Source organism: Endozoicomonas montiporae CL-33 (assembly GCF_001583435.1).
Classification (GTDB): domain Bacteria; phylum Pseudomonadota; class Gammaproteobacteria; order Pseudomonadales; family Endozoicomonadaceae; genus Endozoicomonas_A; species Endozoicomonas_A montiporae.
In genome coordinates, this window is sequence record NZ_CP013251.1 from 2553721 (window position 1) to 2566404 (window position 12684).

Sequence of the window (12684 nt, forward strand, 5' to 3'; positions counted from 1 at the left end):
CAGAACTGTGCCACTACCGTATTTTATTTGCCGCAGCTTCCGGAAGGCAGTATTACAGCCTCAGGGAAACCTTCGCGCCCATTCGTGACAGAATGCTATTTATTGCTGAAAATGGCACGCTGGTGATGCACCAGGACAAAGAGTTATACAGCTGTACCATGGACAAGGCGCAGGTTCACCGGATCATTATGGAGGCCAGACAGGTTGCAGGTGCTCATCTGGTGGTCTGTGGTAAAGAGTCGGCTTATGTTGAGACCTCTGACGAAGTCGCTTTGGAAGAAATCAGCAAGTATTACCGTCGTTGTGAAAAGGTTGATGACTTGCTTGCGGTCAATGATGAGTTTATTAAGGTAGCCATCTGCCATTTTGACGGCACCGAACGCCATGTTTATCCTGTTCTTGAAAAGCAGTTTGGAGAAGAGTGTCAGGTGGTGGTCAGTGGTCAGATCTGGCTGGATTTGATGAACATTGAGGCTTCTAAGGGTAAAGCCATCGAGTATCTACAGGAAACAATTGGTTTTACCTACGAGCAGACCATGAGTTTTGGTGATTACTTCAACGATATTGAAATGCTGAAGGTCAGCTACCACTCTTATGCCATGGAAAACGCTCATGAACAGGTGAAAGGCTTTGCCCGGTTCAACGCGCCCAGTAATGAGGAGTCGGGTGTGTTGCAAATCATCAGGCGATTGCTTGATAGCCCGGTATCATTGAGCATTGCATAGAAGTTGTTGTTATAGAGCTGGCCAGTTGCTGATTGGTCGGCCGACTCTCTCTGAATGATCCCTGAAATATGATCAGGATCATCATTTCTGGTTTCAAACTGTGGAATGATAAAATCAGGCAAAGAGGGTATAACAATGAAAGAACGGTAGTGGCACAGTTCTGTGATTCTAGCCCTGTCTGCTAAAATACGACATTCGGCAACTTTGAAAAATGCGGTTTAAAAATGTGCCTTACGCAAGTCCTCTGTACAACATGTGGCAGTAACCAAGTTCGGCCTTTCGGATACAGCACTCATGATGTTCCACGATACTATTGCTGTAATGACAAATGTGAAATCAAAACCTTCATGCTTGAATATCGCTACAAGGCCTGTGAGCCTGGCGTTAAAGAAAAAATCATCGATATGGCAATAAATGGCAGCGGAATCAGGGATACAAGTAAAGTACTCGGAATAAGCAAGACAACAGTAATAAAGACTCTAAAAAAAAAGAAAGCGGTCTGGTAAAGGTCAACCCAAATATTCAAACTATTGATCTCAAGTCAGATGCAATTATTCATGTAGGGCTTGTCTGCCAAGAGGCTGAGCTAGATGAGCAGTGGTCGTATGTTCATGATAAATCGAACCAACGCTGGCTTTGGTATGCTGTTGATCACGCTACAAATACCGTGCTTGCTTATGTTTTCGGAAAACGGAAAGATGAAGTTTTTAAAGAACTCAAAACACTTCTGAAGCCATTTGGTATTAATAAATTTTACACCGATGATTGGGGAGCCTATGAGCGACACCTTGATGAAAACATGCATATTATTGGTAAAGCAAACACTCAGAAGATAGAGCGTAAAAACCTTAATTTTCGGACTTGGATTAAACGGTTGGCCAGAAAGACAATTTGTTTTTCAAAGCTCGAAAAGATGCACGATATTGTTATTGGATTATTGATTAATAAAGTTGAGTTTGGGGTCAATATTCACGCGATATAACAGTTCTGGCCCACTACCGATGGTTTTAATATTGATGGTCGGGAAATGACCGTTAATGAGCTGAGTGATGCCATTGATAATGAATTGTCAGGCCGTCCAATGTTTGCCGATTTTCAGGGGCGCTCTATTGAAGATGATCGTTATACACCAAAAGCCGTTACCAACCGGATCACCGAACCGGCAGTGAAGGCGGCTTTGAACGGTGAGCCGTTATCGCCTGTTTATCAACGGGAAGTGACCCGTCTTTTGAATGAAGCCGAGAACGACCCGGTGTTTGAAGCTCCTGCTTTTTTAAATGAGCAGGAAGCGCAGATCGAGCAGGAAAGACAGGCTAATGCTGTGCCGGAAGAGTGGTATGAGCAGTGGGAGCCTGTTAACTTCGAAGAAGCTGATGCTACTATAGGAGTGGACAGCAAGGACTTTAACGATGCAGACTGGAAATTAATCGCTGAAGCCCAAGAACAAATCCTGCTTGAAGAAGCTGCGCTTCATGAACAGCAGAACACTATTGAGGAATCTAACCTTGAAAGAACAGCAGGACAGCACTCAACAAGAGCAGAAACCAACCCTGACACCGAAGCAGGCGAAAGCCTACGCCAGAGCGTTAATGAACTCCAAGAAGAAGCGGGAACAAGCCAAACAGAACCAGAAGTAACCCCTTCTGATTTTTCCCTTCAAACTCAAACCGAACAATCCCTTCAGCAGCAAGCAGAGCAACAGCAGGCGGCTGAAGCGGCAGAGCGTGAAACCCAAAAGCAGGCACAGCAGAAAGCAGAAGCGGATAAGGAGCGGGATGATTTCGCTCTGACGGGTTCTGATTCGGTTGTTGATTCAAATCCAGATCAGGCCGACCTATTACCAGATACTTCTCAAGATCAAGCTGGGCAGGGGCGAGAGATTCAAAGGCTTGAAAGCGAGCTTGCTGAATTAAAAAGTCAGCAAGAAAACATAAACAAAGCGATGCTGAAAGATGCCGGTACTATGGCTTCTCTATCAGGCAGGAAAGGTAAGGAGCAAGAAAAAGACGTAGTAGATGAAAGATACTATCGAACACTCAAACAGTTCAGAAAAAACAGAAACAGAATAAATGAAATTGAAAGCAAATTAACTGCTCTTAAAAAAACTAATGAACCGAAAGAAACTGAAGAGGCAAAAGCTCTGAAGGAGCGCAGAGCAATAAAGGAAGCCAATGTCACCTCGACAGCCTACGAACGAGCAAAGAAGCGCCTTGATCGTGAAGTTTCCAATTTTGTTTCAGGAGCCGCCAGTAATAATGGCTACTCAAATTACTCCAGCACACCGGACAGCGTAAGCAATAAGAAGCAGTCTAAAAACGCCACTGAAAACACAGCCACTCCCAGTCAGTCAGAACAGAAAATAGAAGACTTTGGTGAAAAGATTGGTGGGGCTCGTAAAGATGTTTGGGCGGGATTCAGGGAAAGCCTGTCAGGTGACGTTGATGTTAAAGCCCTGCCGCTGAGCAAAACCTTCCCCGAGCCTAACTATGAAAAGCTGCATGAAGCCGGCGCGGATAGTCAGTCGCTGGCGATTATTGCAGCAGTGCGTGCGGATATTCCCGCCAAGCCCAGAAAAAGCTACAAGCTGAAAAGCTGGGCTGCCAATGTTGAAGCTGCCCGGCAGATTGCGAGCATGCTGGTTGGTGGGAATGCGTCTTCTGATCGTGTGTTGGAAGTGATGAAACAGGACGGCAATGCCCCGGAAGGCATTATCAATATGATTCCGGTACTGGCAAAGCTGGAACCGGGACAGCTGAAGGCAGCAGCCGGTTATCGTATCCGGTCCGGTTCGTTCTCAATCTTCAATGGTCAGCAGCGTGACCCGGGCAAACCGATCTATTACCTGAAAGACAATAAGACCAAGCGCAGCCATTATGACCAGTCTTCAGAAAGCCTTGCCGAACTTCAGGAGCAGGTGCTGGGCTTTATCCGCCAGCAGCTGGATAGTGATACTGGCAGCAAGGGGCGACAGACCCGCTTTGATGTATTCCGTACCCGGGGCACTAAAAGTTACTGGGTCGGCAAGAAGATTGCAGCCGGTAAATTCATCACCCTGAAAACTGGCTTTGACAGTGTTGGTGAGGCTAACAAGTTCCTGAAAGACAATCAGCAATGGTTAGAGCAGGAGCTGAAGCGGAAGAAAGATGTGCCGGCTCATCGTCGGACGGTAAATATTGAACGGCAGGGTGAAGATTATCGGGATGGTCAGAACATTACCCCTGAATCCTTTACAGAAGCCTTTGGCTTTCGAGGCGTGGAGTTTGGCAACTGGGTAGAGCAGGGGCGCAGGCAACACGACCTGAACCGGGCTTATGATGCCCTGAAAGACCTTGCCAACCTGATCAATGTGCCGACTCAGGCACTGTCGCTGAATGGTGAGCTGGCTCTTGCTTTTGGTGCAAGAGGGAAGGGAGGTAAGAAGCCTGCCGCTGCTCACTATGAGCGTGACAAGGTAGCGATTAACCTGACCAAGAATAATGGCCCAGGGTCTCTGGCGCATGAGTGGTGGCATAGTCTTGATAACTATTTCTCCCGGTTCCGTAATGATCCGGATGACTACCTGAGCGAGCAGCCGAAAAAGAGTGTCTGGAAAGGCAGGGAGCAGCAACGGGATGACAGCGTTCGCCCGGAAGTGGAAGATGCTTTTGACGCAGTAGTAAAGGCCATCGAAAAAACAGGCATGCCAACACGTTCCAGCGAACTGGACGGTACCCGCAGCAAGGATTACTGGTCAACGGTTCGGGAAATGACTGCCCGGGCATTTGAGAACTACGTGATTGAGAAACTGGAGGCCAGCGGTTTTCATAATGACTACCTGGCTAATATTGTTCCTGAGATTGAGTTTTCCGGATCGGCTGACAGCTACCCGTACCTGACCGCGAAAGAAAAAGAGTCTGTTGTTAAAGCGTTCGACCAGCTGTTTTCCAGCCTGAAAACGGAAGCCACTGACACAGGTGTCAAGCTATACCGTCTGGGCAATGGCAAGGGCATCAAGCTAAACAACGCCCGTCTGGTTGCCCACCGGATGAAAAAAGAACTGGGTGTTGGTGTTAAAGCAGTCGCCACAGAAAGCGAGCTTCCAGATCACCTGCAACAGGATATTCAAAGAGACAAAGTAAGTGGTCGGGTAAAAGGGATATATGACCCAATATCAGGCGACGCTTTCATTATTGCTGACAAACTAAATGACGGCAGAGATGCAGTTAAAACCCTGCTGCATGAGCTGGTCGGTCATAAAGGTGTACGTCAGGCACTGGGTAAGCAGCTGAATCTGGCAATGGTGGGCATCTACCGGGATATGCCCGCCAATGTACGACAGTCGCTTGAAACGGAATACGCTGGTCAGCTTGAAGGCTTGTCTACTGCCAAGCGCAAATTAAAAGTTGCTGAAGAGTATGTTGCACGGATTGCTGAAAGTAACCCTAAAGCGCCAATACTGAAGCGACTCTACAGCCGGTTCAAACGCTTGCTGCGTAACATTATGCCCAGCATTCAGTGGACGGATGCGGATATTGTGGAGCTGGTGCAGGCGGGGAAGAGTGCTTTGCGAAAGCCAGCAGGGAGTCAGCATAGCCCTGAAACCAGCACTGTTGCATATAGCCTTGACGATAAGAAGGTGTTGAAAATCGACCCAAGGCAGTTGATCCGCAAAGGTCGCCTGACTTTCCTGAGAAAGAAAATGCTGGAGCTGGCTGAAAAGCTGGATGGCAAGTCTGTTACTAATCAAGCAACAGGACAGAAAATCTGGTTTTACAAGAAAGGCTTCAAGCACAGTAGCTCTGGTCGTATTGATCATAACAATGAGCTGGCAATCAGGTTAATGCCGGTTATGCCTGAGATTATTGAGAATGCAGTGCCATTTGAATCGCAGCCTGATCGAAAAGGTCGTCACACGATTGAGACGGCAATAAAACTCAGGACAAAAATCCAGATTGGCGAAGATTTTTACTTTGTTGATCTGAGGGTTAGAGATCACACTAATGATCAGATTAAAAGGCTTTATGACCATAGGGTAAGAAAAGAGGACCCTGCGGGCATCGATGGCGATCATCCGCACAATCTGATGATTGCCGATGTTTCACTCCATCCCACAACAGGGTCCAACCTAAATATAGACCAACGGAAGGCAAAAAAGTTCAACGATGAAGACCCTCTTTACTCTCTGGAAGCTGTTGATACTGGTTCTGGTGCTGGTTCGGATAGCACAAGCGGTCGGTCGAATTTTGTTGTTCAGCCTGAAACCTGGCAGGAAGCGTTTATCCGCAAGATTCAGGACAAGTTCAAACCTCTGAAGCGTACTCAGGATGCTATTACGCTGAATGGCGCTGATCCGCTGTCTGAAGACGTTGATACTTATCTGGCAGAAGAACTATCTCACGGCAAGATAGAAGAATCCCTGCGTCAGTTTGAGAATCGACATGTACGACCACTGGCTAGAGCTATTGCTCAGGCGTCGGTGGGTCGTGAAGATCTGGACTTGTATCTGTACGCCAAACACGCTCCTGAACGCAATGCCCATATTGCCAAGATTAACGACAAGATGCCTGATGGCGGTTCTGGCATGACCAACGAACAGGCTGCTGATATTCTCAGCCGGTTTGAAGCGGGTGGTAAAACGGCAGAATTGCAGACTCTGGCGGATCGTATTTACCGGATTAACAAACAGCGACTGTCGTTATTGCAGGATGCAGGACTTGAGAGTCAGGCCATTCTCAACAGCTGGAGCCGGTACCAGAATTATGTCCCACTGAAAGGCAAAGGCGAGCAGGTAGAGTCTGCCCAGCACCGACAAAATACCGGACGAGGGTTTGATATTCGGGGCAAGGAATCCATACGGGCAATGGGGCGTCGATCCATGGCAGAAAGCCCGGTGCTGCATTCGCTGGCTGCTTTTGAGGAAACGCTGGTTCGCAAGGAGAAAAACGACGTTGCCAAGACCTTTCTGAACATGGTGCAGAAATACCCCAATAAGGAGTACTGGGAAGTATTCAGTGAAGATCGGTTAGATACCAAGCGCATGTTTGATCCACGCTCAGAGAAAGTGGTTGACCGTGACAACCCGTTTATGAAGTTTGACCGTGATAACTATCTTTCGGTGAAAGTGGATGGCAAGGAGCATTACATCAAACTGGCTGATAAGCAGCTGCTGGATGCGATGCAGAACCTTGGGCCGGAAAAAATGGGAGTGATCACCCAGACACTAAGCAGGGCGAACCGCTTTCTGGCGTCGCTGAATACCAGCCTGAACCCTGAGTTTGTTATTTCCAACTTCAGCCGGGATATTCAGACCGCAGTGCTGAATGTGATTGCTGAGCAGGATTTGCAGGATGGACGGATTGAAGGTGAGCAGCTGGCAAAGAATGTGGTTAAGGATGTTCCCGGAGCTATGCGCGGCATATGGCGCAACCTTCGTGAAAAGGATGGTCAATCAACTGAGTACCAAAGATGGTTTGATGATTTCCGGGAAGACGGCGGCAAGATCGGCTTCTTTGGTCTGAATGACTTTGATGTGCAGGCCAGACGCATTAAAGAGCTGATTACTGTTTCAGAAGGTGGTCGAAAGGGTCAGGCTCTGGAGTTGTGGGGTAATCTGCGTGATGTTATCGAAGACGGTAACGCAGCTGTTGAAAATGCTGTACGACTGTCGGCTTACGTCAATGCCCGTAAAGCAGGTGTCAGCCGCAAGAAAGCAGCCAGCCTTGCCAAGAACTTGACCGTGAACTTTAACCGCAAGGGCGAGCTGGGCGTTTATATGAATGCCCTGTATATGTTCTTTAATGCCGGTGTTCAGGGTACAGCCCAGTTTGCCAGGGTAATGAAATCCCGCAGGGCGCAGACTGTAGCAGCGGGGCTGGCTGGCGCTTCACTGTTACTGGCGGAATGGAACCGTATGATTGCCGGTGAGGATGAAGATGGTGAGAACTGGTGGGATAAGGTACCAGACTATGTGAAGGAGCGTAATCTGGTATTGATGAAGTGGTGGGAGGACGACGGCTCTTATATCACTGTGCCACTGCCTTATGGTTACAACGTGTTCCATGTAGCAGGCACACTGGCTGATGATTTGTTTAGGGATAAGAAGTCAGTGCCTGAAGTAGCTGCAGAAGCGACCAAGGCATTATTGGGCGCTTTCAACCCTATTGGCCTTCAGGATTCGGAAGATTCAGAAAAGGCTGTCATCAAGAGTATTTCACCGACGGTGCTGTCACCGGTTGTGCAACTGGCAGTGAATGAAAACTTTTACGGTGCGCCGATATATAAAGAAGGTTTTCCCGGAGCCACCCCGAGGCCGGATAGTACTCTGGCAATGAAATCCACGATGCCGCTATTCCGTGACCTTTCTACCTGGCTGAATGAAGCGACGGGTGGAACAGGTTTTCGTAGTGGCTGGGTAGATATCAGCCCGGACAGTATTGAGCATCTGTTTGAATTTACCACGGGCGGTGTTGGCGCGTTTGTTGGTCGGAGCTTTAATGCTGCTTTTGGAGACAAAAAAATATCGGAGATGGAAGATCGGGAGATTCCATTCTGGCGCAAACTTAACGGTACGGTTTCAGAGTATCGCGATATCCAGACTTTCTATGACCGACTGGAAGAAGTGAACCAATACCTGGACGAGTATAAGTCGCTTGCAGAAGCAGAGAAGGCTGGCTATCGTGCCGAGTATGGCAACTACCTGAAGCTCTCGATGTTTGCCCGCAAAACCCGCAAACGGTTGAAGTTCCTGAATGATCGCATTGATCTGGTGGAAAACAGCAATAAGCCGGATTCCGAGAAAGAAGATTTACTTGAGCGGTTGCAGAAGCGGGTGAATCTTGAGGTGGACCGATTTAATGGAGAGTATGGGGTATTGGTGAAATAGGCATGAAAAAGCCCGGATTCAACCGGGCTTGTTTTGTTTTAACCTGGGCTTATTCAGGCTGCTTTTTTGTGCGCCTGAGAGGCTGCCGCAAGACGCTCCTCTGCTTGCAGGTGACGCTGGTATGCCTGATCAGCCAGAGTTCCAACCCTTTTAGCCAGTCTGGTGATCTCGTTGGTAATTTGCTCGATTGACATATCTTTCGTATTCATAAGAAGCTCCACCGATCCGCCTGAGTTGTTAATGCTTTTATTCTTGTTTCGTCACCGGCTTGTATAGCTTTAGCTACATCTTGTACAAACCTAGCATAATCTTTTGCTCTGCTAAGTGTCCAGTGATTTTCAGTATACTCGTCGTCCTTGATTCGATCATGATTGATCAGGGCATCAAGCAACTCGCATATAAAAAGTAAGTCGTCAGCAATCTGTTCGTAGGATGGGTTATCCTCTTCTTTCAGCACTTGAATAGAAAAACGCTTGGCATTTCTCAATACTTTAGAGCTTTCAAGAAGAACCGTATCATACAGCTCTCTGACGAGCGTATCCAGTGATTGAACATTCATTTTATTATAATCCCTCAACAGGGGATATAATCTATCACAACAGTTCCATCTTATAAATACGATGGATACAGGTAAGATCACAAAGAAAATCGAACCTCCAGCCACTCTACTAACTTCACCACTTCCCGATCAGGTAACTTCAGGAGCAGAAACAGCAATCGCTGATGAACAGACGAACCCATATCAACGCCCAGCAAAAGCCAATCAAGAGAGGCTCCCGTTGCCTTGTGGACGGCTATCAACTCATCCATAGAGGGAGTCGTTTTATCCCGCTCCCAGCGTGACCACTGTGTCGGATTTCTATTAACCCGCCTTGCCATCTGGCTCTGAGTTCTCCTGAACCCTTTTCTTGTATATCTCAATCTCTTACCGAACGTATTCATTACAACTGCACCAATTCGTCGTGCTGGCCTGTCAGAGCCGAAGATGAGAAGGAAAAAATGCGCATCATGCACAGCTTTTGATGATTTCTGTGCATGCCGTGCAACTGTAGACAAGAAATTGATCTGGATCAGTTTTTTTTGTTCGATCGGTTGGTAAGCATGAGGCACCAGTACTGGAAATCAATAGTAAAAATACTGTATAAAACTACAGTAGTTGCACGGAAGAAATAATAATGAAGTATGAGCCAATACTGCGTCTCATCGAACTGGCAGAGTATAGCCAGTCTGTCGCCAGCCTGTGTGGAAAAACTGACTTGGAAGAACGATTGACGAAACGAGAGAAGACAATGAAGGAAGCTTTGGAGAAAGTCAGCTGTGAAATGGCTGAGCTTGCGATAGAGCTGAATTCGCCGATCTGTTCAGAGATTGATGGCGAGACAGAAGAGTAGAGGGATTTGGGGTGCCGGGTGCTGACAAGTCAACACGCGACCCCCTGAGTATTACCCGGAGGCTATTCCTCAGGACACCCGGCCCAAAGTGCCGTTTGTCCCGTGGGATGACGTTCCCACCGTGTTCGGTTGTCAGGCCGGAGGTGGAGAGTAGAGGATGCCAGTTTGTATAAATCAGGGCAATATAGACGGATACTTTTGTGTCAGGTTGTGTGCTGGATATATGCAATGCAGGCATAAGCGCAATATACGACAGAGCGGATATTGTACAAATAAACAAGGGTGTTTTTTGTTGGACGGTTTGTTGGATGGACGACAGTGTAAGATATGTGGGGAAAGAGTAAGATATTGATAATTAAGTAGAATTTTGGTCGGAGCGAGAGGATTTGAACCTCCGACCCCCACAACCCCATTGTGGTGCGCTACCAGGCTGCGCTACGCTCCGAACCTTTACTATACAGCATGCAAAGTTGCCGTCAGCGGGCTGTATATTACCGTTGTTGCGGTTAATTGCAAGTCTTATGTCGGTCATTTGCCTTGTGGCACTAATCACGTAGGATAGTTGGTTTTGTGATGACGACAATTAAGGATACAACATGAGAATATGGCTGAACCGTTTACTGTCGGTTTCTATGGTGCTTGGTCTGACTGTTATGGCCAGTGGAGTGGCAGCAAAGCCGGTCGAACCGGTGAAGAAGAACGCAGAGCCGGAAGCCGTGCTGGTCAAAATGGAAACCAGTAAGGGTAATATTGTGATTCAGCTCGACGAGAAACGTGCTCCGGTCACCGTAAAGAATTTCCTCGGCTATGTTGGTGATGGCTTTTACGATGACCTTATTTTTCATCGAGTTATCAATGGCTTTATGATTCAGGGTGGCGGCATGGACAAAGATATGAGCCAGAAGCCAAACAAGGCTCCGATTTACAACGAATCGTCCAATGGTCTTGGCAACAGACGTGGCACTATTGCCATGGCGCGTACCTCTGCACCACACAGTGCGACTTCCCAGTTCTTTATTAATCTGGTAGATAATCAAAGTCTGAACTATCGTGCAGGTCAGCCGGGTTATACCGTGTTTGGTGAAGTGGTTGAGGGCATGGAGACGGTTGATGCAATTGCTCAAGTGAGAACCGGCCGAAAGGCAGGGCATGGGGATGTGCCGGTTGAGCCCATACTGATTATCAAAGCCCAGCGAATTAAGGCGGAAAAAAGCAGCCAATCACAAGAAAAATAATTCTCAGGGAGCGGTAAAAGGTACGCCCGTCCGCTCCTTTTCTAAATCTCGTATGCTAATACAAAAATCTGATTTGGAGTCTTAGTCTGAAATTTTTTATAATCCCTCCTGACTAAAAATATCTGTTCTAACGATGAGAAATTGCATGTTTCGATGTATGAAACATTTAATCGGTCTGTGCTTGGCGGTCAGTCTTGCAGGCTGTGGTCAGCCGGATAACCCACAGCTTTCAGAATTTACTGCCATTGATCAGGATAAAATGATGACCCTGATCAACGAGCGTGACTGGGTATTGGTGGATGTGCGTGCCAGCGACTGGTTTAATGGCTGGCCTTCCGACAACACCGGTGTGGGTGGACATATACCGGGGGCGCGCAACTTTGATCTGAACTGGCTGTTAAATGATCGCTCTGAACTGAATAAACTCACTGAACGGTTGTTTCAGAGTAAAGGTATGCGTCAGGCACCGGGTATCGTTATTTACGGTTCTGACCAGCATGAAGCAAAGATACTGGCAGACTGGCTGGTGACTGAGCAGGGCTTTGAAAACTCTGATATTCGCATTTATCCGTTTGGTTTCTCCGGTTGGCTGAAATCCGGTGGTTCTGTAGAGACCATGCCTTCCTATACTCGTCTGGTGCCACCGGCCTGGCTGGACAAACAGTTCAATTCTCCTGAACCTCCGCTGGTTCTTGACGTGTCCTATGGCGCAGGCATTCGCTACCGAATCAATCATATCCCTGACGCTATTCATGTGGACACGTCGTGGATTGAATCCAAGCCATTGTGGAATGTGATTCCTGAAAATGAATTGCAACAGTCATTAATGAACCTTGGCGTTACTCAGGATCGGCAGGTTGTGGTCTATGGCGAGGATATGACAGCCGCCGCACGAATGGTGAGCGTATTGGAGTCCATGGGTGTCAGTGATGTACGACTGCTTAACGGTGGCTTAAAGGCCTGGGTCGATCAGGGCTATATGGTGCAGTCGGGTTGGGTGACGCCAGAGCCTGTCGATGTGTTTGGGGTCTCTGCTTTTAAGGATGTGTGGGTGGATACCATGCGCGTGAAGTCGATTTTGAAAGACGACGATGAGCATCTGGTCAGTGTCCGCTCATGGCGTGAATACACTGGCAAAAGTAGCGGCTACAGTTATATCAATGCGAAAGGCCGTATCCCCGGCGCGGTATGGGGGCACTCGGGAACGGATCCATACAGCATGCAGGACTACATCAATCCCGATGGCACTTTAAGAGAGATTCAGGATATACAGGGCTACTGGCAGGGACTATCACTTAATGATGATACGTTCATGGCCTTTTATTGCGGTACTGGCTGGCGAGCCAGTCTGTCCTGGTTTGCAGCCCGTCTGCTGGGTTATGAGAACGCCAGAATATACGATGGTGGCTGGATGGAATGGAGCAGTGATTCCCGCCGTCCAAGAGAGGCTGGCTAAGCGGTGCAGGCAATAT

At 47.8% G+C, this 12684-nt stretch carries 9 protein-coding genes and 1 tRNA gene; 6 read left to right on the top strand and 4 right to left on the bottom strand.

The window, feature by feature from the left end:
- Nucleotides 1-20 precede the first annotated feature (20 nt).
- The 3 genes from EZMO1_RS11720 to EZMO1_RS11735 all read left to right on the top strand — a co-directional run bounded on the left by EZMO1_RS11720 (nt 21) and on the right by EZMO1_RS11735 (nt 8586).
- Nucleotides 21-725: a Cof-type HAD-IIB family hydrolase gene (locus EZMO1_RS11720; protein ID WP_236631961.1), complete on the top strand. Its 705-nt coding sequence runs from the start codon at nt 21-23 to the stop codon at nt 723-725.
- A gap of 224 nt (nt 726-949) precedes the next feature.
- A protein-coding gene (locus tag EZMO1_RS28120; RefSeq protein ID WP_420809906.1) for an IS1 family transposase occupies nt 950-1707 on the top strand; the annotation gives its coding sequence in 2 pieces (ribosomal slippage) (nt 950-1217 and nt 1217-1707; 759 coding nt in all).
- Nucleotides 1708-1752: 45 nt separating this feature from the next.
- Complete coding sequence (locus EZMO1_RS11735) at nt 1753-8586, top strand: LPD5 domain-containing protein (protein ID WP_051789504.1); 6834 nt, start codon at nt 1753-1755, stop codon at nt 8584-8586.
- A gap of 53 nt (nt 8587-8639) precedes the next feature.
- Here EZMO1_RS11735 and EZMO1_RS26785 read toward each other — a convergent pair whose 3' ends face one another.
- From EZMO1_RS26785 to EZMO1_RS27630, 3 genes are all read right to left on the bottom strand, one after another.
- Nucleotides 8640-8795 (bottom strand): hypothetical protein, encoded by a 156-nt coding sequence (locus tag EZMO1_RS26785; protein ID WP_160174019.1) that lies wholly within the window; start codon nt 8793-8795, stop codon nt 8640-8642.
- A complete protein-coding gene (locus EZMO1_RS11740; RefSeq protein ID WP_034873345.1) occupies nt 8792-9145 on the bottom strand; it encodes a hypothetical protein in 354 nt (117 codons plus the stop codon). The genes EZMO1_RS26785 and EZMO1_RS11740 overlap by 4 nt, the downstream gene beginning before the upstream one ends.
- Nucleotides 9146-9222: 77 nt before the next feature.
- Entirely contained in the window at nt 9223-9465 is a 243-nt protein-coding gene (locus EZMO1_RS27630; protein ID WP_236631947.1) for a helix-turn-helix domain-containing protein, read from the bottom strand.
- Nucleotides 9466-9761: 296 nt separating this feature from the next.
- On the opposite strand from EZMO1_RS27630, the gene EZMO1_RS11750 reads away from it, so the two are divergent.
- Nucleotides 9762-9977 (top strand): hypothetical protein, encoded by a 216-nt coding sequence (locus tag EZMO1_RS11750; protein WP_034873347.1) that lies wholly within the window; start codon nt 9762-9764, stop codon nt 9975-9977.
- Nucleotides 9978-10345: 368 nt separating this feature from the next.
- Here EZMO1_RS11750 and EZMO1_RS11755 read toward each other — a convergent pair.
- Nucleotides 10346-10422, bottom strand: a tRNA-Pro gene (locus EZMO1_RS11755).
- A gap of 151 nt (nt 10423-10573) precedes the next feature.
- Between EZMO1_RS11755 and EZMO1_RS11760 the strand changes: the two genes are divergently transcribed.
- Together EZMO1_RS11760 and EZMO1_RS11765 are read left to right on the top strand one after the other, a co-directional pair.
- Nucleotides 10574-11212: a peptidylprolyl isomerase gene (locus EZMO1_RS11760; RefSeq protein WP_082211680.1), complete on the top strand. Its 639-nt coding sequence runs from the start codon at nt 10574-10576 to the stop codon at nt 11210-11212.
- 157 nt (nt 11213-11369) lie between these two features.
- Nucleotides 11370-12668 carry a sulfurtransferase gene (locus EZMO1_RS11765; RefSeq protein WP_051789505.1) on the top strand — a complete coding sequence of 433 codons (1299 nt, stop codon included), beginning with the start codon at nt 11370-11372 and terminating at the stop codon, nt 12666-12668.
- Nucleotides 12669-12684 lie beyond the last annotated feature (16 nt).

Coding starts and splice junctions, on each gene's coding strand:
- EZMO1_RS11750 (WP_034873347.1), top strand. CDS start 9,762: ATGAAGTATGAGCCAATACTGCGTCTCATCGAACTGGCAGAGTATAGC.
- EZMO1_RS11765 (WP_051789505.1), top strand. CDS start 11,370: ATGAAACATTTAATCGGTCTGTGCTTGGCGGTCAGTCTTGCAGGCTGT.
- EZMO1_RS11735 (WP_051789504.1), top strand. CDS start 1,753: ATGACCGTTAATGAGCTGAGTGATGCCATTGATAATGAATTGTCAGGC.
- EZMO1_RS26785 (WP_160174019.1), bottom strand. CDS start 8,795: ATGAATACGAAAGATATGTCAATCGAGCAAATTACCAACGAGATCACC.
- EZMO1_RS11740 (WP_034873345.1), bottom strand. CDS start 9,145: ATGAATGTTCAATCACTGGATACGCTCGTCAGAGAGCTGTATGATACG.
- EZMO1_RS11760 (WP_082211680.1), top strand. CDS start 10,574: ATGAGAATATGGCTGAACCGTTTACTGTCGGTTTCTATGGTGCTTGGT.
- EZMO1_RS27630 (WP_236631947.1), bottom strand. CDS start 9,465: ATGGCAAGGCGGGTTAATAGAAATCCGACACAGTGGTCACGCTGGGAG.